Origin of the sequence: Pseudobutyrivibrio ruminis DSM 9787, from assembly GCF_900218035.1 — a bacterium.
Taxonomy (GTDB): Bacteria; Bacillota; Clostridia; order Lachnospirales; family Lachnospiraceae; genus Pseudobutyrivibrio; species Pseudobutyrivibrio ruminis.
Window position 1 is genome coordinate 187,857 of the sequence record NZ_OBMR01000005.1, and the last position, 23,563, is coordinate 211,419.

General features: G+C 40.2%; 24 protein-coding genes. 6 read left to right on the forward strand and 18 right to left on the reverse strand.

The window, feature by feature from the left end; genetic code table 11:
• Nucleotides 1-9: 9 nt before the first annotated feature.
• The gene (pflA, locus tag CRN97_RS05865) at nt 10-744 is read left to right on the forward strand and encodes a pyruvate formate-lyase-activating protein (RefSeq protein WP_097076199.1); all 735 of its coding nucleotides are present in this window, start codon (nt 10-12) and stop codon (nt 742-744) included.
• A 13-nt stretch (nt 745-757) separates the two neighbouring features.
• On the opposite strand, the gene CRN97_RS05870 is transcribed toward pflA, so the two are convergent.
• From CRN97_RS05870 to CRN97_RS14120, 11 genes are all read right to left on the reverse strand, one after another.
• Nucleotides 758-2,380: a glycoside hydrolase family 13 protein gene (locus tag CRN97_RS05870; protein ID WP_097076200.1), complete on the reverse strand. Its 1,623-nt coding sequence runs from the start codon at nt 2,378-2,380 to the stop codon at nt 758-760.
• Between the two features lie 153 nt (nt 2,381-2,533).
• Entirely contained in the window at nt 2,534-3,238 is a 705-nt protein-coding gene (locus CRN97_RS05875; RefSeq protein WP_097076201.1) for an adaptor protein MecA, read from the reverse strand.
• A 137-nt stretch (nt 3,239-3,375) separates the two neighbouring features.
• Nucleotides 3,376-4,284: a dihydroorotate dehydrogenase gene (locus tag CRN97_RS05880; protein ID WP_097076202.1), complete on the reverse strand. Its 909-nt coding sequence runs from the start codon at nt 4,282-4,284 to the stop codon at nt 3,376-3,378.
• Nucleotides 4,284-5,048, reverse strand: coding sequence for a dihydroorotate dehydrogenase electron transfer subunit (locus CRN97_RS05885; RefSeq protein WP_097076203.1), 765 nt, complete (start codon nt 5,046-5,048; stop codon nt 4,284-4,286). Before CRN97_RS05885 ends, CRN97_RS05880 begins: the two co-directional genes overlap by 1 nt.
• A gap of 24 nt (nt 5,049-5,072) precedes the next feature.
• The gene (gene pyrF / locus CRN97_RS05890) at nt 5,073-5,993 is read right to left on the reverse strand and encodes an orotidine-5'-phosphate decarboxylase (protein ID WP_090479302.1); all 921 of its coding nucleotides are present in this window, start codon (nt 5,991-5,993) and stop codon (nt 5,073-5,075) included.
• Nucleotides 5,974-7,260, reverse strand: a complete 1,287-nt coding sequence (locus CRN97_RS05895) for a dihydroorotase (RefSeq protein ID WP_044937113.1) — start codon at nt 7,258-7,260, stop codon at nt 5,974-5,976. Before CRN97_RS05895 ends, pyrF begins: the two co-directional genes overlap by 20 nt.
• Before the next feature lie 89 nt (nt 7,261-7,349).
• Nucleotides 7,350-8,672, reverse strand: a complete 1,323-nt coding sequence (locus tag CRN97_RS05900) for an aspartate kinase (RefSeq protein WP_097076204.1) — start codon at nt 8,670-8,672, stop codon at nt 7,350-7,352.
• Between the two features lie 83 nt (nt 8,673-8,755).
• The gene (locus tag CRN97_RS05905) at nt 8,756-9,556 is read right to left on the reverse strand and encodes an ABC transporter ATP-binding protein (RefSeq protein ID WP_044937108.1); all 801 of its coding nucleotides are present in this window, start codon (nt 9,554-9,556) and stop codon (nt 8,756-8,758) included.
• The gene (locus CRN97_RS05910) at nt 9,557-10,501 is read right to left on the reverse strand and encodes an ABC transporter permease (RefSeq protein ID WP_097076205.1); all 945 of its coding nucleotides are present in this window, start codon (nt 10,499-10,501) and stop codon (nt 9,557-9,559) included.
• Nucleotides 10,501-11,562: an ABC transporter substrate-binding protein gene (locus CRN97_RS05915; protein WP_097076206.1), complete on the reverse strand. Its 1,062-nt coding sequence runs from the start codon at nt 11,560-11,562 to the stop codon at nt 10,501-10,503. The genes CRN97_RS05910 and CRN97_RS05915 overlap by 1 nt, the downstream gene beginning before the upstream one ends.
• A gap of 134 nt (nt 11,563-11,696) precedes the next feature.
• Nucleotides 11,697-11,834, reverse strand: coding sequence for a hypothetical protein (locus CRN97_RS14120; RefSeq protein WP_167541216.1), 138 nt, complete (start codon nt 11,832-11,834; stop codon nt 11,697-11,699).
• 247 nt (nt 11,835-12,081) lie between these two features.
• Between CRN97_RS14120 and CRN97_RS05920 the strand changes: the two genes are divergently transcribed.
• From CRN97_RS05920 to CRN97_RS05935, 4 genes are all read left to right on the forward strand, one after another.
• Nucleotides 12,082-13,959 (forward strand): OPT family oligopeptide transporter, encoded by a 1,878-nt coding sequence (locus CRN97_RS05920; protein WP_097076207.1) that lies wholly within the window; start codon nt 12,082-12,084, stop codon nt 13,957-13,959.
• Complete coding sequence (locus tag CRN97_RS05925) at nt 13,949-14,293, forward strand: PqqD family protein (protein ID WP_097076208.1); 345 nt, start codon at nt 13,949-13,951, stop codon at nt 14,291-14,293. Before CRN97_RS05920 ends, CRN97_RS05925 begins: the two co-directional genes overlap by 11 nt.
• A 198-nt stretch (nt 14,294-14,491) precedes the next feature.
• The gene (locus CRN97_RS05930; protein WP_074788660.1) at nt 14,492-14,890 is read left to right on the forward strand and encodes a Fur family transcriptional regulator; all 399 of its coding nucleotides are present in this window, start codon (nt 14,492-14,494) and stop codon (nt 14,888-14,890) included.
• 18 nt (nt 14,891-14,908) lie between these two features.
• Nucleotides 14,909-15,496, forward strand: coding sequence for an NADH peroxidase (locus tag CRN97_RS05935; protein WP_033153398.1), 588 nt, complete (start codon nt 14,909-14,911; stop codon nt 15,494-15,496).
• A gap of 159 nt (nt 15,497-15,655) precedes the next feature.
• Here the strand turns inward: CRN97_RS05935 and CRN97_RS05940 are convergent, their stop codons facing one another.
• A complete protein-coding gene (locus CRN97_RS05940) occupies nt 15,656-16,018 on the reverse strand; it encodes a hypothetical protein (protein ID WP_090479276.1) in 363 nt (120 codons plus the stop codon).
• 226 nt (nt 16,019-16,244) lie between these two features.
• Between CRN97_RS05940 and CRN97_RS05945 the strand changes: the two genes are divergently transcribed.
• Entirely contained in the window at nt 16,245-18,065 is a 1,821-nt protein-coding gene (locus tag CRN97_RS05945) for a methyl-accepting chemotaxis protein (RefSeq protein WP_097076210.1), read from the forward strand.
• Here the strand turns inward: CRN97_RS05945 and CRN97_RS05950 are convergent.
• The 6 genes from CRN97_RS05950 to CRN97_RS05975 all read right to left on the reverse strand — a co-directional run bounded on the left by CRN97_RS05950 (nt 18,013) and on the right by CRN97_RS05975 (nt 23,500).
• Entirely contained in the window at nt 18,013-19,353 is a 1,341-nt protein-coding gene (locus CRN97_RS05950) for an MATE family efflux transporter (protein WP_044937082.1), read from the reverse strand. The two genes, CRN97_RS05945 and CRN97_RS05950, sit on opposite strands and share 53 nt — an antisense overlap.
• On the reverse strand, nt 19,331-19,801 hold the full coding sequence (locus CRN97_RS05955) for a J domain-containing protein (protein ID WP_097076211.1): 471 nt from the start codon (nt 19,799-19,801) through the stop codon (nt 19,331-19,333). Before CRN97_RS05955 ends, CRN97_RS05950 begins: the two co-directional genes overlap by 23 nt.
• Before the next feature lie 4 nt (nt 19,802-19,805).
• The gene (locus CRN97_RS05960; RefSeq protein ID WP_097076212.1) at nt 19,806-21,011 is read right to left on the reverse strand and encodes a bifunctional folylpolyglutamate synthase/dihydrofolate synthase; all 1,206 of its coding nucleotides are present in this window, start codon (nt 21,009-21,011) and stop codon (nt 19,806-19,808) included.
• 5 nt (nt 21,012-21,016) lie between these two features.
• Entirely contained in the window at nt 21,017-21,853 is an 837-nt protein-coding gene (locus CRN97_RS05965) for a DegV family protein (protein WP_074788654.1), read from the reverse strand.
• 99 nt (nt 21,854-21,952) lie between these two features.
• Entirely contained in the window at nt 21,953-23,158 is a 1,206-nt protein-coding gene (locus CRN97_RS05970) for a transglutaminase domain-containing protein (protein ID WP_097076213.1), read from the reverse strand.
• Between the two features lie 138 nt (nt 23,159-23,296).
• Nucleotides 23,297-23,500 (reverse strand): cold-shock protein, encoded by a 204-nt coding sequence (locus CRN97_RS05975; RefSeq protein ID WP_028235478.1) that lies wholly within the window; start codon nt 23,498-23,500, stop codon nt 23,297-23,299.
• Between the last annotated feature and the right edge of the window lie 63 nt (nt 23,501-23,563).

A 23,563-nucleotide genomic window follows, 5' to 3' on the forward strand; every position in this document is an offset into this window, starting at 1 on the left:
GGTATAATCATGAGTGAAATAATCGGATACATAAACAAGTTCGAGAGCTTCGGTGCCGTAGACGGTCCTGGAGTGAGATATTTGATTTTCTTAAATGGATGCAAGATGCGCTGTGCTTTTTGCCACAATCCAGAGACATGGGCTGAGCATCAGGGCGAGCAGTATACTGCCGATCAGGTACTTGAGAAAGCACTTCGCTACAAGCCTTACTGGAAGAAAGATGGAGGAATCACTGTCAGCGGTGGCGAGCCACTTCTTCAGATTGATTTTGTATTGGATTTATTTAAGAAAGCCAAAGCTAAAGGTATCACCACCTGCCTTGATACTGCCGGCCAGCCATTCACTCATGAAGAGCCATTTTACAGCAAATGGAAGGAATTAATGAGCGTTACCGACACTGTTATGCTTGATATCAAAAACATCGATCCTGAGGAGCATAAGAAGCTCACAGGGGTGCCTAATGACAATATCCTTCAGATGGCAAAAGAAATCTCTGATATGGGTGTGAGAATTTGGATTAGACATGTGCTTGTTCCTGGTGGAAGCGATAATGATGAACTGCTCCATCGCACCCGCGAATTTATTGATACACTTAAAACTGTAGAGCGTGTGGAAGTTCTTCCATACCACAGTCTGGGAGTTCCAAAGTATGCTGAGCTAGGCATACCATATCGCCTTGAAGACGTAGAATCACCAACCCCAGAAAGAATAAAAAATGCAAAAGAAATCCTAGGTGCAAATTAGCACCTAGGATTTTTTAATATATCGTATATGCGGTAGGACTTGTAATTTTAATGGTCATTGTTTTTCCTTCGTAGCTTCTAATCACATTTATTGCATTATCATCTTCTACTATTGATATTTCTCCAAGCTGTAATACTGGATTCTTCCTTAAAGCTATTAAGCTCTTTACCTTCTCTAAGAAGTCCAAATCCCACTCTTCTTTTGTCCAATTAAAACAGCGTCTGCAATCAGGGTCATGATTCCCCTCCATAGCCTGTTCTGTTCCATAGTACAAACAAGGTGCCCCCGGCATAAACATTGTCATTGCTATTGCTGTTTCCAATTTCTTTTTATCTTTGCCTATAGCAGTAAAGAAGCGCTCTGTATCATGAGAATCAAGCAAATTCAGCATCATATAGTTTACTTGCTTCATGTTACGCATCAAAATTCCATTTAGATGCTGGACAGTTTTTGCCTCATCACATATTCCTTTTGCAAAATAATCAAGACATATCTTCGTATATGCATAATTCATAATGCTATCCTGCTGGTCACCTTGCAAAGCTGGGTATGCATCATGCCAGTTTTCTCCGATGATTACGGCATCACTCTTTTTCGCTTTTACAGCCTTTCTGAACATTCTCCAGAAATCGTGAGATACCTCATCTGCAACATCGAGTCGCCAGCCGTCAATATCAGCTACATCAATCCAATAAGTCGCAATATCCAGCAAATATTTTTGCACATCAGGATTCGCTGTGTTAAGTTTTGGCATGGACTTTGAATATGCAAAGCATTCGTAATTACGATTTTCTACGTCTGCCTTATCTCCATCAATAATGAACCAATCGTGATACTTTGATTTACGTCCATTTTTTACTACATCCTGAAACTGCTCCATCTTTGTGCTGCAATGATTAAAAACTGCATCCAGCACAAGTCTAATACCTCTGGCATGAGCTTCCTTTACCAGTTCTATCAAATCCTCCGTCGTACCGAACTGTGGATCTATAGTTTTATAGTCAATAATATCGTACTTGTGATTTGATTCCGATAAAAATATAGGCGTTAAATATATTCCTGATATGCCAAGATCCTTAAGATAATCAAGTCGCTTAATAATGCCTCGAAGATCGCCACCAGCATGGCTTTTAGGGGTAGGTTTATCTCCCCATCTCATGTCGATATAGGACATATCCTTGTTCTCATCACCAACGCAGAATCTATCAACAAAAATCTGATAGAAAACAGAACCTGGCATCCATTCTACAAGTGGCATTACATCATTTTCATTGATATAAGGCAACTGGAAGAAATTATAATAACAATCGTCGTAATTATAGCTTTCAGTAAGGCCATCTTCGCTGTAAAAATATATTTTGTTATTCTTCTCCAGCTGGAAAATATAAACAAATCGAACGTCGTTTATTTTCAGCTGGATTTCATAGTAAGCGAATAGCTCATCTTTATATTTAAGTGGAACATCCACAGTGTATCTCTCTTCTTTATAATCATACTTAACACCGTAGATTAAGCTTACCTTAAGTCCACTTTCTGCATCTTCTCTGGCAGTTCTAAGTCTAAGAACTATTTCATCCGTCGATAATGGAAAACAATATCTTGATTCTGGTATGTGTAATAATGCGTGTCTGTTCATAAAACTCCCTTTACGTAATACAATATCAATAAACTCCTTCTAATAGTTTATCGATAAATGGCGATTTATCAACTGGTTATGCCGTTAACTAAACTTTTATTTTTCAATAAAAAATAGTCAGGAGATAATCTCCTGACTATTGGTATTTTTGTATTAAATTTGTGATAAAACATTTGCACAATCTTCGCAAATCAAATCGCCGTGCTCTAATAGAAATGCTCCATCAAAGCTTTCTGTAAACATCTGATTTGCAAACTCTGCGATTACTAAAATCACAGCTGAGATTTGTCTGCGTGTAAGCTCAAAATTCAGCTTGATGTAGTAGTCATCTCCGTAACGGTACAAAGTACTCTTAATTCCGTCGTACTTTGGAAGATGCTTGCAAAGTAAAATTGCTGAATCTAAATCATCAAGTATTGCCCAAAGTGGAGTGTCCAGATACTGATCTGTCACCTCATCACTTTCGTCTGTAATAGCCTTTGCAGGCTGTACTGGAACATCCGATGTACTAGCTGAAATTGCTGCACTCTGAGGTGTTTTCGTAGTTGAAAGCGTCTCCTGTAATCCTGTGAGATGCTTTTTTAATTCTTCAATTGCTGTAGCCAGTCCTGTGCTTGAATCTGGAGATATAAGTAATGCAACATCACCCTGTGGCATCACTGTCATTTGAACGCTGTACGCCTTTGCATGAGTCTCAATTCCGAGGGTCTCACAGGCTTCAGCAAGAATATCCCTAATAAAGCTCTGGGTCTTTTCCTGGTCACTGACGAAATCACCAAGCTCCATGCCGTTCTGTTCCATTTCTTCTTTTGTGATGACACATCTAATCTTGTCCTCACCTATCTTCTTGAACTTCATCAGCTCCCCTCCTTTCAAATTGTGGACGTAAATAAAGTTTAGCAAATGAATTTGAAAGTGTCACGGAAAAATCTGAGTATATTGTGAGAAATTTCCGTGAACAATGTAACCATTCAATTATTATGTGTAGCAAAACCTTATTTCACTATGCCTATTATATCGTTGATATCCTCAATACCCTTCCTCTCCATGTATTCCTTCATTCCGTTAAGTATATCCAGTGTTGCTGTAGGATTGTAGAAATTAGCTGTACCAATTGAAACGGCAGTTGCCCCCGCAAGCATCATTTCAATTGCATCTTCCCATGTTGAAATTCCACCCATTCCTATAATTGGAATTGAAACTGTAGAAGCACACTCATAGACCATACGAACAGCTATAGGATGAACAGCAGGACCTGACATACCACCGGTCTTGTTTGCCAGTACAAAGCTTTGACGTTCAACATCGATTTTCATCCCTGTAAGAGTATTAATAAGGGAAATGGCATCCGCTCCCCCAGCTTCCGCAGCTTTTGCCATAACTTTGATGTCTGTAACGTTTGGAGAAAGCTTCATGACGATTGGCTGCTTTGCATGAGCTTTCACAAGTCTTGTGATTTCCTCTACTGCCTTAGGATCCTGACCAAAAGCGATTCCGCCCTCTTTAACGTTAGGACAAGAGATGTTGATTTCTAGCATATCAACTCGCTTTTCATCTGCCAATCTATCTACCACTTCAATATATTCTTCGGCTGAATGACCGCAAACATTAACCACTACCTTTGCATCTTTGTACTGTTCAAGGAATTTTAAATCTCTTTCACAGAACACCTCAACCCCTGGATTTTGTAGGCCGATAGCGTTAAGCATACCTGATTTTACCTCGGCAATTCTTGGTGTTGGATTACCTAGCCAAGGCACATTTGCAACTCCTTTTGTAACAACAGCACCAAGCTTATTTAAGTCTACAAATTCTGAATACTCCATACCTGAACCAAAGGTTCCTGAAGCTTCCATAATAGGATTCTGAAATTCTACTCCTGCGATAGTAACCTTTGTATTCATTACAATTCCACCTCCGTAGATAAGAAAACTGGACCGTCTTTGCAGACTCTTTTATTTTTAACGTGGCTGTGATCATCTACTTCTTTAGCCTGGCATACGCATCCCAAGCATGCACCAACACCACATGCCATTCTCTCTTCCATTGAAACATAGCACTTGATACCTTTTTCAAGGGCATACTGTGCAACACCTCTAAGCATAGGCTTTGGACCACAAGCATAGATAACATCAGCAGTCAATTCGTTTTCTTTCATTGCATCAACAACAGTGCCGTGAACTCCCACTGAGCCATCATCTGTAGCGATAATTACATCAGCTGCTGCATCAATGAATTCATCAGCAAGGAATAAATCATCGTTGCGATATCCCATTACTGCTGTAACAGAGCCCTTCAACTGCTTTGCAAGCTCTAGCATTGGAGGCACACCAATTCCACCACCAACTACAATAGCCTTTTCACCCTCAAGTGGAAAACCATTTCCAAGAGGACCAAGAATCTCTACAGTGTCGCCAGCTTGAAGCTCAGAAAACTCCGTTGTGCCTTCGCCTACAACTCGAAATACCACTCGAAGAGTATTATTTAACTCATTGATTTCGCAGATGCTGATTGGACGAGGTAACAGCTTGCTTTTATCATTTGAAAATATATTTATGAACTGACCTGGGACGGCATATTTGGTTGCATTTGTCTCAAGCTCAAGGCTGAATACACCTTCTGCCAGTTTTTTCTGGGCTACTACTGTAGCTCTTTCCTTTACCTTCATATTTTATTAAACTCCTAATTTAGATTACTTAAGTGCTCCGCGGATATCAGCAAGCATGTCCTCTACAGCTGCTCTACTTGCTCCTGCAAAGTTCTCTTCCCCATACTTCGCATATTTCTCCTGCTGGTATGCTGCGATGATGCCACGGCTTGAGTTTACAATAGCGCCAAGGCCATCCTCATTGAAGAAGTTTACAAGATCAGCACCCTTACCGCCCTGTGCACCGTAACCTGGCACAAGGATATATGTGTGAGGCATAAGCTTACGAAGCTTTGCGCCCATCTCTGGATAAGTTGCACCAACTACCGCACCTACATTAGAGTAGTTGCCCTCGCGAGTGTCTGCACCCCACTCTTCGATTTTCTCAGCCATGTGCTCATAAAGTGGTCTGCCGTCAATAAGCCTATCCTGAAATTCTCCTGATGATGGATTTGAAGTCTTGCAGAGTACAAAGATTCCCTTGTCCTCTTCCTTGCAAACATCAACGAAAGGCTTTACGCCATCTGTTCCAAGATATGGGTTTACTGTAGCCATATCTGCATCAAAGCCCTGATATTTGTACTCGCCCACCTGAACTGAACCAAGGTGTCCAAGAGCGTATGCTGTAGATGTGGAGCCAATGTCACCACGCTTGATATCTGCAATAACGATAAGACCAAGTTCCTTTGCATAATCAACTGTTTTCTTGTAGGCAATCATACCTGGGATGCCATAGCTTTCATACATGGCAATCTGTGGCTTTACTGCTGGAATCAAATCTGCAGTAGCATCCATAATCTGTCTGTTGTAGTCGAACATAGCCTCGCCTACTGCCTCAAGTGTCTGGCCGCATTCGCCTATCCACTTATCAACAAGTGACTTTGGCATAAGCTTCATAGTAGGATCGAGTCCCACAACTATTGGTGCGTTCTTCTCCTGAATCTGGTTAATTAGCTTCTGAATCATATACAACATTACCTCCAAATATAGTTTTTACAACTTTTCCCTGTACCTTACGATTCTCATAAGGCATATTCTTTGACTTGCCAACAAAGTCGGCAGCATGAATTTCATATTCGATAGTTGGATCAAAGATTGTGATGTCTGCTGCTTTGCCAACAGATATATCACCCAAATCCTGTCTGCCAAGGATTCTAGCTGGATTGCTACTCATATATGCAGCCATTGTAAGCGGTGTAATAAGACCTGATAATACAAGCTCTGTATAAGCAAGGCTTGCCGATGTTTCAAGTCCAACTATTCCAAATGGTGATGCAAAGCCCTTGGCTTTTTCTTCCGCAGTGTGTGGAGCATGGTCTGTGGATATTACTTCAAACACTCCTTCTGCAAGGCCACGTCTCAGTGCCTCTCTATCTTCAGCTGTACGAACTGGTGGATTCATTTTATAGTTACCGTCGCCTGGAACGATATCGTCTTCTGTAAGTGTAAAATGATGAGGACAAACTTCGCCAGATACCTTGATTCCTCTAGCCTTTGCCTCTTTAAGAATGTCATAGCTTTCCTTTGTGGAGCAATGACAAAGATGAAGTGTAGCCCCTGTCTCTTCTGCAAGCATAATGTCACGGGCTTCAATGATATTTTCTACTGCGTTGCTGATTCCTTTTTCTCCCATAGAATCAGATTTTGTTCCCATGTTCATAACGCCGCCCTGAACAAGATTGATATCCTCGCAATGAGCAAGAACCGGAACATTTTTCTTAGCTACGATTTTCATAGCTTCACGATACAAACCGGAATCCATAACCGATTTGCCATCCTCGGAAATAGCTGGGATGCCGGCATTTATCATACCTTCTAAATCAGAAAGCTCCTTGCCTTCCATTCCCTTTGTAACCGAGCCAACCTGAAGCACTCTGCATAGGCCAACTGACTTGCCCTTATCATGGACATAGTTTACAAGCTCTGGATTATCAACCACCGGCTTTGTATTTGGCATGGCAAGAACAGTGGTAACGCCGCCTCTTGCAGCAGCCTTTGAACCAGTCTCAATGTCTTCCTTGGCAGTCTGCCCCGGATCTCTGAAATGAACGTGCATATCGATAAGACCAGGGAACACATAGCAGCCCTTTGCATCGATTACCGTATCAGAAAAAACGGGAACAATTTCAGCCTCAATAGCTGAAATACTGTTCCCGTCTATCTTAATATCTAATATTTCGTCTGTGTTTGTAGGTGGATTCAAAACCCTTCCGTTTTTTATTATAAGGCTCATATTGTACCTTCCTTCCTAAACTGTAGGTAGTATACCATATTGAGCCCTTTGAGGAAACAAAAAATTCACCCATTAACAATCATATTTTTCTATAACTTTGTAGTTACAAAAATATCATAGATAGCTTTCACTGCTGCTTCAAAATCTGCATTTTCTACACCAATTATGATATTAAGCTCAGAAGAGCCCTGATCAATCATGCGAACATTTACATGGGCATGGCTAAGGGCTGCAAAGATTCTGCCGGCAGTACCACGAGTGTTTTTCATACCACGACCTACTACTGCAATAAGTGCAAGGTCTGATTCGATTTCGATAGAATCTGGTGAGCAGTTTCTGTGAATAGCTGAAACTACAGCCTGCTCCTTGTTAATGAACTCATCCTCATGAACAACAACAGTCATAGTATCAATACCTGATGGCATGTGCTCGATACAAATTCCATTGTCCTCAAATGCCTGAAGTGCCTTTCTACAGAAACCTACCTCAGAGTTCATAAGAGACTTTGTAATAAGAACTGTACAGAATCCCTTCTTACCTGCAATACCTGTGATAACGTATTCATTGCGCTGTCCTGTGCTTTCAACAATCCATGTACCTTCATCATCTGGCTTGTTAGTATTCTTGATGTTGATTGGAATACCTGCTGAACGAACAGGGAAAATAGCATCTTCGTGAAGAACTGAAGCGCCCATATATGAAAGCTCGCGAAGCTCTCTGTATGTGATTGTCTGCATAGCAACAGGATTCTTTACAATACGTGGATCACAAATCAAGAAGCCTGATACGTCTGTCCAGTTTTCGTATACATCCACCTTGGCTGCTCCAGCTACGATTGAACCTGTAACATCGGAACCACCACGTGAGAATGTCTTTACTTTGCCATCCTTACCGCATCCGTAGAAGCCTGGAATAACAGCATGTGGATGCTCCTCAAGTGCCTTTGACATTGTCTTTTCTGTTTTATATGCGTTGAGCTGACCTTCTTCGTTGAAGAAAATCACATCCTTAGCATCGATGAAATCATAGCCCAAATACTCAGCCATAATCTTACCGTTAAGGAACTCTCCGCGGCTTGCTAAATAATCTAATGAAAGGTCTTCTTTAATATCGGCGGCAATCTTCTTAAAATCTTCATCAAGAGAAAAGCCTTTTAAATCAAGACCTGTAATAATCTCATCGTATCTAGCCTTTATAGCTGCAAGGTTTTCAGCAACATCCTTGCCTGCCTTTGCTGCCTCGTATGTGGCAATAAGCATGTCTGTAACCTTTGTGTCCTTGCTGTTTCTCTTGCCTGGTGCAGATGGAACTACGAATACTCTGTTTTCGTCTGCACGGATGATGTCCCCAACTTTCTTAAACTGACCCGCATCAGCTAATGAACTTCCGCCAAATTTAACTACCTTTTTCATTATTATTTCCTCTTCCTAAATTTTATATAGCTTATATAATACTAGAACACTTTAGTGATTTAAAGTGGTAACTTGCATAAAAGTTATGAAAGTAAAACCCTATCATTGTCTAATTCTTCCCCAGCGCCAGTTTTAAACTTCTCTAACAAATCTGCAACTGTAAGCTTGGCTCTCTCTTCTCCTTCTGTATCAAACACAATGTGACCAGCATTCATCATAAGTGTACGATTGCCAACCTCCAATGCCTGATGCATATTGTGTGTAACCATCAGACAAGTTATTCCCTGTTCCTTAACAATTGATTTCGTAAGATCCAAAACCTTTTCTGCTGTGGCTGGATCAAGAGCTGCAGTATGCTCATCTAAAAGTAAAAGCTTTGGAGTAACAAATGTAGCCATTAAAAGTGTAAGAGCTTGTCTTTGTCCACCTGAAAGTAAACCAACCGGCTGTTTCATTCTATCCTCTAGTCCCATTCCAAGCAAGGATAATTGTTCTCTAAATCGAGATTTGTCCTTTGCACTAATTCTAGAAAAGAGTTTTCCTGAAGAATGAGATGCCCTGAGATATGCTAAAGCCATATTTTCTTCTATGGTCATATTAGGGGCTGTGCCTTTCAATGGGTCCTGGAAAAGATGACCAATGACTCTGCTTCGCATATATTCTTTTTTGAAGGTGATATCCTCATCGTCCAAATAAATATTACCTTCATCAACAATAAATGTGCCTGCAATTGCATTAAACATTGTAGATTTTCCAGCTCCGTTTGAACCAACGATTGTGGCAAAATCTCCATTCTTTAGCTCTAAAGAAAGATTTGTTAGCGCAGCTTTTTCATTAACTGTACCCGGGTTGAAGGTCTTAGAAATATTATCGATTTTCAGCATTTACTTTACCTCCCCCTTTACATTGCCTCTATAGTTGGCAAACTCTCTCTTTTTAAGGGCAACCTTTTTCTTTACATAAGGAGCCGCAATTGCAATAGCAACGATAAGTGCCGATACAAGCTTTAAAGCCTCTGCTGGTACAGAAAGTCTAAGAGCTATTGCAACTATAAAACGATAAAGCACTGATCCAAGAATTGTTCCTAAAATCCTGCGCAGCATGCTTCCCTTATTTCCAATCAAGGTTTGACCAATGATTAAGGAAGCAAGGGCTATGGTCACCATTCCTGTTCCTATATTAATATCTGCTGACTTTTGATACTGGGCAATCAAAGCACCAGAAAGTCCTGTAAATGAGTTTGCTAAACAAAGTCCTACTGTGATGGTGAATGTAGGATTGATAGATGATGATCTAACCATATCTGCATTGTCACCTGTAGCACGAATAGACATACCTAAAGTGGTGCCAAGGAACCACCATAAAATAGAAGATATCACTGCCACAATGAGAGCTACCAAAATAACCTTATACCAATCTCCGAGGAATGTGCTGCCGAGAGTATCCTTTCCTATAGAAAATATAGTGTCACACCCAAAGAGGTTTGCTATAGAAGAAAATCCCATAACAGCAATGTTTATTGTATATAACCCGGTATTAACAATGATACCTGCAAGAATTGATTCTACACCAAGTTTTGTCTGCAAAAAGGCTGTGACAAAGCCAGCCATTGCACCTGCCACCATGGCAGCAATTAGCGCAAGAAATGGATGGCCAGCTAAAGTAACCATAGCACCAACGGCGCAGCCTAATGTAAAACAGCCATCTGTTGTTAAGTCTGCAATATTAAGTATTGTAAAAGAAATAAAAAGTGCCAAAGCAACTAGGGCGTATATACACCCTAGCTCTAAAGCACTTTGAAAAATCGACACTGTAAAAATACTAGACATTAATCAAATTCCTCCGCTGTCTGCACTTCAACTAATCCATCGCACATATCGCGAAGCTTATCATAATCTAGATTAAGAGCCGCTGCTGTTTCAGTGTTAACAGTAGCTGTTCCATTATCAAGAGTCTTAACAGGAAGTGTTGCTGGATTTTTGCCTTCTACAAGGATTTCTGCAACCATGTTTGCTGTCTCCTTGCCAAGTGTCGCATAGTTTACACCATAGCCAAGGTAAGCACCATTAAGAGCGAATGAATCAGCACCACAGTAATGTGGGATTCCAGCTTCAATAAACTTTTCATAGATTCCAAGCTCTGCTGTCATGATAGTGTTGTCAGTTGGTGTGAATACTGCTTCTACCCCTTCTGCAACAAGTGCATCTGCAGCAAGCATAACCTCATCATTTGTGTTTCCTGTCTTCTCAACATATTCAATACCAGCAGCCTCTAGGTACTTCTTTGCATCCTTGATTGGTCCTGCTGATGAATCCTGCCCCTTGTCGTAAAGTAAGCCTACTTTATCTAAGTCTCTATTCTGCTCAAGCATTAAATCGAGAACTGCCTCTGTATTTAACGCATCTGATGTTCCTGTAACATTTGAACCAGGTGCATCATTGCTCTCTACAAGTCCTGCTGCCTCTGGATCTGATACAGCTGCAAATACAACAGGAATCTGATTATCCTCTGTTGCTGCCTGGCAAATCATTGCTGTAGGAGTTGCAATTGGAACAAGCACATCCACTTCATCATTGATAAGCTCAGTAACAATCTGGTTGATTGTTGTTGAATCTGCATTGCCATTATAGTAGTAATCTTCGTACTCAAATGTGCATCCGTTTTCCTTTGCAAGCAAATCAAGCTGTGACTCAATGTTGGCTACAATCTGATTTAAAGAAGCATCGTCTACATACTGAACGATACCAACCTTGTAAACCTTTCCCTCAGCGTTAGCCGCAGTTTCCTCTTCTTTGATAGTCTCATTATTATCTGAAGATGCACCACAACCAACTAACATTGCAGTTGCCATAGCCATACTTAAAACCATCGATAAGACTTTCTTTTTCATATATCTCTTCTCCTTTACCCAAAACTTATCATGTGATTCATTCTATCATATTACTTTAGTAAGTTAAAGTGTAAAATTAAATCAACAATATAAAAAGACCGATGGATAATTCCATCGGCCCATGCATTTCGGATTTATTTTGTAGTAACGCTGACAACCTTTAATGTGTTACGTGCAACGAATACTGTTTTTACTCCTTTTTGAAGTAAGTCCTCTGCTCTTCTGTACAAATCTTCAGGACTTGTGCAAGTAATAATTTCACCAATAGCCATTTTTTCATGCCTCCCCATCTATAAATTTATCGTCTATACAGCGAACTTCTATATAATAGTCTCACAACTCAGTTTTGTCCATAGGCATTTTGTGAACAATTAATGAACTTTTTAGCCTAAAACGTTTAAGTTTCAAGGTTTACCGGTTGCACTTTAGCGCTTTAATACTTTAATACATCAATTTGCATCCACTTTAAAGTGAATATATAATGTAAAAACTGTTGTTATTATAAGGAGACAAAATATTATGAATCAGGAATTTAAACCTTACGTTCCTGCTGACAAGGTAACTCCAGAGATGACTCTTACATCTATTATTATGGGTCTTCTTCTTGCTGTAATCTTCGGTGCAGCGAACGCTTACTTGGGACTTAGAGTTGGTATGACAGTTTCAGCTTCTATCCCAGCCGCTGTTATTTCTATGGCAGTTATCCGTGTTATATTAAAGAAGGATTCAATCCTTGAAAGTAACATGGTTCAGACTATCGGTTCAGCCGGTGAGTCACTTGCTGCAGGTGCAATCTTTACAATGCCTGCACTTTTCCTTTGGGCAAAGGAAGGCGTTATGGAAACACCTTCACTTGTTACAATTACTGTAATCGCTTTATTTGGTGGTTTACTTGGAGTATTCTTCATGGTTCCACTTCGTAGCGCACTTATCGTTCAGGAGCACGGTGTTCTCCCTTATCCAGAAGGAACTGCTTGTGCAGAGGTTCTTCTTGCAGGTGAAGAGGGTGGCTCATCAGCTAAATCCGTTTTCATTGGTATGGGAATCGGTGCTGTAGTAAAGCTTCTTGTAGATGGGTTTTATGCTATCCAGGGTGTAGTTACACTCAAGCTTGACGCTTTAAAGACAGAGCTTTCTGCAGAAGTTTATCCAGCTCTTGTTTCTGTTGGTTATATCTGCGGTGCTCGTATTTCAGCTTACATGTTCGCCGGTGGTGTAATCGGATGGTTCGTTCTCATCCCAGCAATCGTTACATTTGGTGGCGACATCGTTATGTATCCAGCTAGCGTTTCTGTTGCTGAGCTTTATGCTACTGGCGGTGCTTCAGCTATCTGGGCAAGCTACATTAAGTATATCGGTGCAGGTGCCGTTGCTTCTGCTGGTATTATCAGCCTTATCAAGACACTTCCACTTATCGTTAAGACATTTATGGATTCAATCAAGAGCATTAAGAATGCTGGTGCTACAACAAACGAAAGAACAGCTCTTGATATGGATATCAGATTTGTACTTGGTGCTATCGTAGTACTCATCATTGCTATCTGGCTTGTACCTGCTGTACCAGTTTCATTACTTGGTGCTATCATTATCGTAGTATTCGGTTTCTTCTTCAGTGCCGTTTCTTCACGTATGGTTGGTCTTGTAGGTAGCTCAAACAACCCTGTTTCAGGTATGACAATTGCTACTATCCTTATCGCTACAATCTGCTTAAAGGTTGCTGGTGATACAGGTGCTCACGGTATGCAGGGTGCTATCGCAATCGGTTCTATCATTTGTATCGCAGCATGCATGGCTGGTGATACATCACAGGATCTTAAGACAGGTTACATCCTTGGTGCTACACCTAAGAAGCAGCAGTACGGTGAAATCATGGGTACTATCGCAGCTGCTCTTGCAATCGGTGGTGTTATGATTCTTCTTAACTCTGCTTACGGTTTCGGTACAGACGCTCTTGCAGCTCCACAGGCTACAATGATGAAGATGATTATCGAAGGTGTTATGAATGGAAATCTTCCATGGGCACTTATCTTTATCGGTGCATTTATCTCAATCGCTGTTGAGATTCTTGGTATCGGTGCACTTCCAGTTGCTATCGGTCTTTACCTTCCACTTGAGCTTTCATCTACAATCATGCTTGGTGGTCTTGTAAGACTTTTCACAGACAAGAAGCGCGCAGCAAAGAACGAAAACGGAAAGGGTATCCTCTTCTGCTCAGGTCTTATTGCTGGTGAAGGTATCGTCGGTGTATTACTTGCAATATTCGCTGTAACAGGCCTTCTTGATAAGATGAACCTTTCATCTGTTATTCCATCAGGAAACGTTCAGGCCTTCATCCTTTTAGCTCTTGTAGTTGCTGCAGTTTGGTATGCTGCTAAGGGAAAGAAAAATGAAAAATAATAAATCAGACAACTTTTTAGATTATGTATTCGAAATTAAAAATGGACTTACCTGGACCACGGATGAATCTGGTGAAGTTATAGTAGATATGGAAAACACAGGCATTACAAATCGTATTGCTCAAAAATTTTTTCATAAGCCAGCTATCTCCCACATTCATCTTGAAGGAATGGGTAGCTACATTTTCACTTGTATTGATGGCAAGAGATCTGTTTACGAAATTGGACAGCTTGTCAAAGAAAAGTACGGTGAAGAAGCTGAGCCACTTTATGAGCGACTTAGCGTATACATGAACAATCTAAAAAATGTAGGATATATTACACTTAAAGCATAAAGAAATCCCGAATCCATTTGGATTCGGGATTATTTTTTTATTCTATTGAGAGCTCAATGAATTTTTAGACTAACTAAAATTAGTTTTATAAAATAGTAATTGTTCCTATTTTTATATTGACTTTCTACGCATACATGATATTATATAGATAATCATTATTGATTTTGCCAATGTAGTTTTAAAAGGCAGGTGCATTTTATGAATTATAGTAGACAAAGAGAATCCATAAAAGAATATTTAATGTCTACCAAGGAGCACCCTACAGCAGATGTTATTTATCAGCATGTCAGGGAGGAAAATCCAAAAATCAGTCTTGGTACGGTTTATAGAAATCTCACTCTTCTCGTCGAATTAGGAGAGGTACGAAAGATTTCAACTGGCGATGGAACCGACCACTTCGACGCTGATACTTCAGCTCACAGCCATTACTTTTGTAGATGCTGTCATAGGCTGATGGATGTGGATGTTACTCCTAGTGTAGATCAAATTCTTGCAGCATCTAGCGCCGGAATTGGCACAGTTGAGCAGGCCTCACTTTTATTTACAGGCATTTGCAAGGACTGTGTAATTAATAATGAAACAAATAACAATGGTTAATGTGAAAGGAGTCTAATTATGGCAAAGTATGTTTGTTCTGTATGCGGTTATGTTTATGAAGGTGAGAATCCACCAGAGGAGTGCCCTATCTGCCATGCAAAGAGCGATAAGTTTAAGAAGGTTGAAGGCGAGCTTACACTTGCTGCTGAGCACGAATTTGGCGTATATGCGTCTACAGTAAAAAATAATCCAGAGATTTCTGATGAAGATAAGAAATATATTTTCGAGCAGCTCAAGTCTAACTTCGAGGGCGAGTGCTCAGAGGTTGGTATGTACCTTTGCATGGCTCGTGTAGCTCATAGAGAAGGTTATCCTGAAATTGGTTTATATTGGGAAAAAGCTGCTTTTGAAGAAGCTGAGCATGCAGCTAAGTTTGCAGAATTGCTTGGTTCTGACTTAGAAGTTAATATGACAGATTCTACAAAGAAGAATCTTGCTTGGCGTGTAGATTGTGAATACGGTGCTACATCTGGTAAGTTCGATCTTGCAAAATGTGCAAAGAAGAACAACCTTGATGCAATCCACGACACAGTACACGAGATGGCTCGCGACGAAGCTCGTCACGGTAAGGCACTCGAAGGCTTACTCAAGCGCTACTTTGGATAAAGGCTAGCCGTTAATGTAGCGGCGTCGTCTTTATTATCATAGAGTAAATAAAAACAGCCTGTAGACATCAAGCTCTACTATTTCTCAAGCGAGGCATTCCCGCCGAGCGGAGAAATCAGTAGGCTTGTAGTCGTAACAGGCTGTTTTTTCATTACACTATTATGAGTAAAGACGACGTACGTTGCTTTCCACAATGTTGTCAGCTTTGATTGTAAAATCTCCGTTAAGGAAAGATTCAAGCTGTCCCTTAGTGTTGATTGCCTTGCCATTTACTAAAATGATGAATGGCTTCTGACCATCTGAGTTAAGAGTCATTCTGTAATCAACTCTGTCTAATGCATACTCAATGCTCATTTCGTATGAATCAAAATAGCATCTAGCATTTCCTAATGTGTGATCAGATGTAATCCAGTACTCTTCTACTAAGTTAATCTCTGGCTCAACCTGAGTCATCTTTATAAATTTTTCATTACTCTCTTCACGAAGTAATTTGTACTCTTTATTAAGTGTTGTAAGTTCCATATTTCACCTCACAATAAAACCTAGTCAAAATATATCATTACTAAACCTAGAGCACTTTATCATGATTATTGTTATATGTCAACAATTTTTTCACATAATTTTTGTGAATATAACCTATTTTCTAAAAAAGGTTATAAAATGCAACAAAAATGTCGAAAAACATAGTAAAATGGAGCTACTCACTAGATTATTGTATACATAATTATGAGAAGGAGATTAATGTATTATGGAAAAAAAGTCTAGGGCTGGATTCAGCCTAAATGCACTATTGCTCACAATGGTGCTTCCCCTTATTGTTGCTTTATTAATCAGTAATCTTGTAAGCGGATACCGCCAGTCAGAAATCATGCTTCAAGATGAAAAGGTCTATTTTGACACCTTATACTCAATAAGCAACCTTCTTACAAATGCGGATCGTGATTTTTACCAGGCACAGTTAGCAGGAACTCAATACAACGCTTATGAACGCTACGTAGATAACGCTACTGCGCAGCGCTACCTTGATGAGGTAGAGGAAAACAATGCTGAAGTTTTAGAGCGTGTAAATGAGGCTGTAGAGCTTGCCAAGACAAATGACTATCTGTGGAATCAGGTAACATCTGAAAACGGCAACACAATGTCTACTCTCTACGATGATTTCAACACTAACTACGCTCTATGGGAAAAGGACTATGACTTTGTTACAGGCCAGGGCGATTTCATTACTTGGATTAATCACTTTTCAGCAGCCCGCAATGCTCTATCTGAAATGAGCGATATTGTAGAGCTTTGGGCTGAGCAGGAAAGAGAATATAACCATACAAATGCTACTATCGCAATCCTTATAACACTTGGTGTATTTGTCGTGATTTCACTCATACTTTTACTCTTCTCAATTTTCATAATCATGACTATTAATAAAAACCTTAAGAACATTAGAGCTTCTGTTGACACAATCTCTGGCGGAGATTTCGTCACAAAGATTCGTCCAAACTCATTTATTCGTGATTTCAACGCCATCGGCAACTCACTTGAGTCAATGCGCCACGATTTGAGAAATGCTCTTGTAAGAGTTATTGACCACGCTCAGGATGTTAATTCAAAAGCAGAAATTGCAAAGGACAACCTTTCCGCTTCTCAGCAGACAACAAACAATATCAATTCTGCTGTTTATGATATTGCAGAAAGTGCTACAGCTATGGCACAGGATGTTAGCAATGCTTCTGCTATCACAATTGAAATTGGAGAAGCTGTTGATAAGGTTCTTGAATCAGCAAATAACAACCTTGAAAACGGCCAGATGGTATATGACAAGTCTTCTAAGTTGAAAGAGATGCTTGAGCAGATAAAGATTCAGGATCAAAATACAGATACAGTTGCTAGCGAGGTTTCAGATTCTGTTGGTGAGACTGCAAACGTTGTATCCCAGATTTCTGCTGCTGCAGAGGGTATCATCAACATTTCAAGCCAGACAAACCTTCTAGCTCTTAATGCTTCTATCGAAGCAGCACGTGCAGGAGAAGCCGGCCGTGGATTTGCAGTTGTTGCAGATAACATCAAGAACCTGGCAGAGGAAACAAATACACTTGCAGGTGAAATTACAGGCATGTTATCAACAATTACACACTATTCTGAGAACAATAAACAGCTTGCTGAAGAAATAAAAGCAGCAACCACTACTGAGGCTGCTGCTCTTGAAGAAATGAGCGTATCATTTGATGAAATGCTTAACCTGCTTCAGGAAACCGAAGCTGGCAATAATCAGATTGTTGAGCTTGTAAAGAATGTGGATGATGGTAAGAATAATATTCTTCAGTCTGTAGATTCTCTATCTTCTATTTCACAGGAGAATGCAGCATCTACCGAAGAAACCAGTGCATCACTATCACAGCTTGATGAATCAATGACAGCTGTTGTAGAACAAGCAAATGAGCTCCAGGCAATTGCTGAAGCTCTTACTGAAAACGTACGATTCTTCCAGGTGGAATTACCATCAGAAGAAATCAAAGTTACAACTATTCAGAGAAATGATCGACCTGTTTCCAAAGGCGAGGAAGCGGCAGTGTAAGCAAGGTTGCCTTGATTACATTGTCAGCAATCATACAAGTCCAAACATAAACCAGTCCCTGGTTGAAGAAATGAATTCCGAGGTATGTGGCAAGTATTCTAACAAGCCACATACCTCCAAATTCTATTACGAATGGATACTTGGTTTTGCCAAGTCCATAATAAATACCTTCTGAGATTACATACATTCCGTAGAAAGGTTCGCTGAATGCGACCATCTTGAGAACCGTAGTGCCCAGTGCAATAACGCTGGCATCTGTAGTGAAAAATCCCATCAATGTTTCTGCAAAAATGAATAGCAAAACACCGCTGAGCGTCATAACTGCAAGGGTACAAACTATACTGCTGACGCACACAGCATGATACTTTTCATGATTCTGCTCGCCATAGGCAATTCCAACCATAGTATTTGCTGCGGATTTGAAGCCATATCCACCTATATAGAACAGCTCCTCTGCACCAACTGCAATGCTGTGTGCCGCAAAGATGATTGTACCCATGTGTGATACTAATCCTGCAAAAACAACATAGCCTGATGTTGATGCAACGTTTATTAGCAGAATTGGAAGAGATAGCTTCCACATCTTCTGAGTAGTCTCTTTGTCTTCCTCGAAAAGATTTCCCTTAAATGACAACAACGGATTCTTGAAGAACACGATTAATGTGAGGATTCCACCTAATGCTGCTGATATACAGGTAGCATAGGCAGCTCCATCTACTCCAAGTCCTAACATGTATATGAATATATAATCCAACACAAGGTTTACAGCATTAATAGAAATGCTGATAACCATTGGTGTCTTTGTGTCTTTTGTGGCTCTGATTGCAGATGCCAAAATGTACTGTACTGACTTTAAAATTACTGGTACTGATATCCAGAAAAAGTATCGTGTAGCTGCAGGCCTAATTGCCTCTTCTGCTCCCATCCAAGTGGCAACAAATGGAGATAGCGCAAGGCAGATAACCTCTAACACAGCACCTACTCCTAGAGCAAATACTAAGCTTCGCTTAGCCACAAGCTTTATCTTATGCTCTTCGCCCGCTCCAATCGCTTGCGCAATAAGTGTCATTGCAGCAACACCAAAAGCATATGGCATACTGCCTACTAACCATGTGATTGTGGTAGAGGTAGACACAGCTGCTGTAGCATTGGCACCGAGACGGCCTACCATGGCAGTATCAACATATTGCATAAGTACAGATAGAATCTGCTCTAGCATAGTTGGTAAAGCTACCACCACTACCGACCAAAATATACTTTCTTTTTTATTCTTTATTACTTCCTTCATCTTTTCCTAAACCATTAGCCCATACCATGGACTGTATTGCTCGTGCAACGCGGATAGCATCTATGGCATCCATTGCACGTTTATAATCTTCATCCTGTTTCTTTACCTTTGCAGAGAATTCCTTCTGCTTTTGCTCGAATTCCTCTGCCTTACGCTGCTTTTGCCTAGCAGCTTTCTTTTGGAATGCTGCATAATCTGCATTGCTAGCTGTTGAGCGTTTGCTTGTCTTACCAAGAACTTTGCTGTGAACAAGAGCCTTGCCATCATTGTCTGCCTGAAGGTACTTGTACGCCTCTACGATTTTGTTGTAGACAGTAGTATCTGCACTTCCAGTAGCATCAGGATGGAATCTCTTAACCAAATCCTTATATGCATTTTTTATCTGAGCCTCTGTAGCGTTTGGAGCCAATCCAAGCTGCTGTAACGCCTCTTGTCTAGTTCGAAACATATTCTCATCCTTTCATGCCAAGCACTTCACCTATAAAATACAACGAACCAAATGCAACAACCTTTTCATCCTGCGACAGGGCCTGATTTAAGGCATCCTGATAGGAATCACAGGATTTTGCATCTATACCAAGCTCTCCTATTGCATCAGCCAATTCCTTGGCCTGTAAAGCTCTATCTGACTCAACCGTAACTGTATAAATCCTTTGGGCAATAGGAGCCATGATTTTTGCCATAGACAAATAATCTTTATCTGCCATTACTGCCATTATAAATGATATTTTTTCCTTTGGAAATTCTGTACGCAAGCTTTCATATAAAGCCTGCACTCCAGATGGGTTATGAGCTCCATCCACCATTATAAAAGGATGTTCAGATATGATTTGCATCCTTCCAGGCCAAACTGCTTTTGCAAGTCCTGAATCAATGTTCTGATTATTAATGGCCAACTCAAGGCTTTTTACAGTCTCTATTGCTACCGCAGCGTTTTTTCTCTGATAATTTCCAAATAGTCCTAGTTTTTTATCCTTCGAAACTTCACCTGCCATAGTGTACGGGCAGCCAAGTTCCTTACACTTGTTTATTATAACCTCACTGGCTTCATCAGGCATCTCACCGATAACAACAGGCACACCTGTTTTAATGATACCCGCCTTCTCTCCAGCAATTTCTCCAAGTGTATTTCCCAGGTACTGAGTATGTTCCAAACCGATAGAAGTGATTGCACAAACCTCTGGCTTTACACTCAATCCATTGGTTGAATCTTTTGCTCCACCAAGTCCCGTTTCGAGCACCACATATTTGACATTTTGCTCCTTAAAATAAAGCATTGCCATGGCTAACCAATAGTCAAACATAGTTGGTTCTAGATTCAACTCCAGTGATAACAGGCGTTCACCCAGTCTTGTAACATCTTCTCTAGAAATCTGCTTTCCATCAATCTGAATGCGCTCTGTGTACTCAATAAGATGAGGTGATGTAAACAAACCTACCTTAAAATGATCCTTAGATGCAAAAGAAGCAGCCTGCAAGATACTACTCACAAAAGCTGCTACTGAACCTTTGCCGTTGGTTCCAGCGATGTGAATGATATGTAAATCCTTTTCAGGATAGTCCAGAGCTTTCATTAGCTCCTTTGTTACATCTCTTCCACATGCTTTGCCAAATCGGCGTTTATTATCAATTGTATAAACTATTTCTTCGTATGTCATTGCAATTAAATGACCATTATCAAGCCTCCGTCATTGGCATACATGCTGCTGACGCCGCGTGTATCAACAATGAAGATTTCCTTGAACTTAGCCATAGACTCCATTTTTTCCTTTAATGATAAAGCACGCTCTAAACAGTTGCAATGAGATATTGCAAGAATCTTTTCCTCGCAATTTTCTGTAACGTCTACAAGACACTGGCCCATTTTATCCAAAGCCTTTACCATACCTCTGGCCTGACCAAGCTGCTGAATGCTTCCCTCGTCGGTAGAGCCCATAACAGGCTTGATATTTAATGTGCCGGCAATAGCTGCCTTAAGATTAGAAAGACGACCTGCCTTTCTCAGTGTTTCAAGTGTCTCAAGAACGAAGAATGTGTGCTGTCCAGCAATGTATTCTTCAACTGTTTTTACTACCTCTTCAAAGGACATTCCTTTGTTTTCACACTCGGCGATTTTAAGACCGATAAGTGTTTCACCAATGGATGCTGACTTTGAATCAAACACATATATCTGCTTTGACTCATCGTCTTCTTCGTATAAGTCCTTTGCTAAGCATGCACTATTATATGAACCAGATAATTGTGCTGAAAGTGTAACTACGTAGATTCGCTCTGCGTCGCACTCCATCTCTACCATATAGGCATTTGGTGAAGGGCAGGCTGATTTAGGAGATGTGCTACATTCTGCAACTGCTTTAAGAAATGATGCCTGATCAAAACTCTCGTCATCGATAATCTGCTGGTCTCCTACCTCCAGAGTGAGAGGGACGTTAACAAAATGTCCATCCTCCTGCATTTCTTTCGTTAACTCTCCACAACTATCAATAATAACTCTATACATGGTATACAATTCCTCCGTGGTACTTATTATAGCACCCCTATTGTTCCACGTAAATAGTTTTTATTAATTCAACATGTAGTTTTTAAAACCACATGTGTATTATCTCCATTTTATTGTTATTACATTTGAGTTTTCATCCAACAAATAATATACGGACTCAAGCTCCTGTATATAGTCGGAAATATGCTTCTCATCAAAGAAATAGCTCTGCACTCTAGTATATAAATCGGAATTGCTAAACTTTAATGATATCTCTTCATCTCCGGCACTATATGACGCTGCCAGACGATTACCTATAGAATCAACGCCGAACCAATCATAATAAAGGCCTTTTTTCACGAAATAATTATCAACATTAGATAAACATTCTGGGACCTCAAATGAGGATGTAATAACATGATTTTGGCTTATTTCCTCGGTAGTCATAGCAAGGTAAGCATAGTTTATTCTTTTTGATGTGTCATTGTTGTCGTCAAGGTACTTGCTATTTCCCCATGTAACGTCCATATAGTAATATGCATCATCTAAATAAACCAAATTCCATGCATGGCTTTCATTATTGGCTGTTCCTGTGACTATGGTGCTCTTAATGCCAAGCTGATCCAACAGATACCAAGCTGCATCTGCATATCCCTGACAAACGGTAGACTGATATATAAATACGCTTAAGATATTCTGATTTTCCTGACTATCAGCGTCATAATCTACTTTTTCTATCAATGTTTCAAATACATAAAGAGCCTTATCAAAATCGGTAGCCTCTGGATTGATGCCATATAGCCAATCTGCCACCACTGAATCTATCTTAACCTGATAGATGTCCCTCTGCTCCTGATTCATTGTGTACTTAGGCTCAAATTCCAGCCCTAAGATATTGCTACCAGAAGCATATGTATTATACTGATAGCCACTTATCCAAAACAGATTACCATAGTCCGCCATCACTCCCTCATAGGCCTTGGCTAACACATCTTTATCCTTTGTGGAAAGAGTGACCTTGTCCTTGTAGTTTATGATGCAATCATATATCTGATCGTAGGTTTCTTGTTCCTCTTCTGACAAAGTCTGGTATACATATCTGTCATAGGATACAGATTCCACAATGACTGGCTCTCCAATCATTGCTTCCATTGATTCTCCGTTATACCATTCAACTAAATCCGAAACACTTCTAACGCTGGTAAGTCCCTCTAAATCAAAGTCCTCTTTGGTAAAGCTGAGAAATAAACAAACTGCAATAAACAGACCTGTCATTATCAACAACGCAGCTATTAAATTAACAATAGTGTGTATAAACCTTTTCAAACTTTCTCCTTAAAAAAACAAGGCAGCGTAATTTCTTACACTGCCTCTCCCCTTAATCTTTTTTGTATTGCCTTAAAGCTTGTTTTTCATAACATAACCAAAGGTATCCGAAAAATAGATTAATGATTAAAAAATTGATTAACGTACAACTGTTACGTTAACAGCCTGTGGTCCCTTTGCCCCATCAGTTACTTCATACTCAACTGTAGCACCTTCTTCGAGAGTCTTGAATCCCTCTGAGTTGATGCCGCTGAAGTGAACGAATACATCGTTTCCAGCTTCGTCTGAGATAAATCCGTAGCCCTTTGAATTGTTGAACCACTTAACTGTACCTTTGCTCATGCTAAAGTACCTCCAATATATTACTTGCCGAGCTTTGCTCGACTAAACTTAGTTTAACAGAAC

Coding starts and splice junctions, on each gene's coding strand:
- CRN97_RS05960 (WP_097076212.1), bottom strand. CDS start 21,011: ATGACATACGAAGAAATAGTTTATACAATTGATAATAAACGCCGATTT.
- CRN97_RS05920 (WP_097076207.1), top strand. CDS start 12,082: ATGAATCAGGAATTTAAACCTTACGTTCCTGCTGACAAGGTAACTCCA.
- pyrF (WP_090479302.1), bottom strand. CDS start 5,993: ATGATTCAGAAGCTAATTAACCAGATTCAGGAGAAGAACGCACCAATA.
- CRN97_RS05910 (WP_097076205.1), bottom strand. CDS start 10,501: ATGTCTAGTATTTTTACAGTGTCGATTTTTCAAAGTGCTTTAGAGCTA.
- CRN97_RS05965 (WP_074788654.1), bottom strand. CDS start 21,853: ATGTATAGAGTTATTATTGATAGTTGTGGAGAGTTAACGAAAGAAATG.
- CRN97_RS05870 (WP_097076200.1), bottom strand. CDS start 2,380: ATGAACAGACACGCATTATTACACATACCAGAATCAAGATATTGTTTT.
- CRN97_RS05945 (WP_097076210.1), top strand. CDS start 16,245: ATGGAAAAAAAGTCTAGGGCTGGATTCAGCCTAAATGCACTATTGCTC.
- pflA (WP_097076199.1), top strand. CDS start 10: ATGAGTGAAATAATCGGATACATAAACAAGTTCGAGAGCTTCGGTGCC.
- CRN97_RS05940 (WP_090479276.1), bottom strand. CDS start 16,018: ATGGAACTTACAACACTTAATAAAGAGTACAAATTACTTCGTGAAGAG.
- CRN97_RS05905 (WP_044937108.1), bottom strand. CDS start 9,556: ATGCTGAAAATCGATAATATTTCTAAGACCTTCAACCCGGGTACAGTT.
- CRN97_RS05895 (WP_044937113.1), bottom strand. CDS start 7,260: ATGAGCCTTATAATAAAAAACGGAAGGGTTTTGAATCCACCTACAAAC.
- CRN97_RS05900 (WP_097076204.1), bottom strand. CDS start 8,672: ATGAAAAAGGTAGTTAAATTTGGCGGAAGTTCATTAGCTGATGCGGGT.
- CRN97_RS14120 (WP_167541216.1), bottom strand. CDS start 11,834: ATGGCTATTGGTGAAATTATTACTTGCACAAGTCCTGAAGATTTGTAC.
- CRN97_RS05925 (WP_097076208.1), top strand. CDS start 13,949: ATGAAAAATAATAAATCAGACAACTTTTTAGATTATGTATTCGAAATT.
- CRN97_RS05930 (WP_074788660.1), top strand. CDS start 14,492: ATGAATTATAGTAGACAAAGAGAATCCATAAAAGAATATTTAATGTCT.
- CRN97_RS05950 (WP_044937082.1), bottom strand. CDS start 19,353: ATGAAGGAAGTAATAAAGAATAAAAAAGAAAGTATATTTTGGTCGGTA.
- CRN97_RS05915 (WP_097076206.1), bottom strand. CDS start 11,562: ATGAAAAAGAAAGTCTTATCGATGGTTTTAAGTATGGCTATGGCAACT.
- CRN97_RS05955 (WP_097076211.1), bottom strand. CDS start 19,801: ATGTTTCGAACTAGACAAGAGGCGTTACAGCAGCTTGGATTGGCTCCA.
- CRN97_RS05885 (WP_097076203.1), bottom strand. CDS start 5,048: ATGAAGGTAAAGGAAAGAGCTACAGTAGTAGCCCAGAAAAAACTGGCA.
- CRN97_RS05975 (WP_028235478.1), bottom strand. CDS start 23,500: ATGAGCAAAGGTACAGTTAAGTGGTTCAACAATTCAAAGGGCTACGGA.
- CRN97_RS05880 (WP_097076202.1), bottom strand. CDS start 4,284: ATGAATACAAAGGTTACTATCGCAGGAGTAGAATTTCAGAATCCTATT.
- CRN97_RS05935 (WP_033153398.1), top strand. CDS start 14,909: ATGGCAAAGTATGTTTGTTCTGTATGCGGTTATGTTTATGAAGGTGAG.
- CRN97_RS05875 (WP_097076201.1), bottom strand. CDS start 3,238: ATGAAGTTCAAGAAGATAGGTGAGGACAAGATTAGATGTGTCATCACA.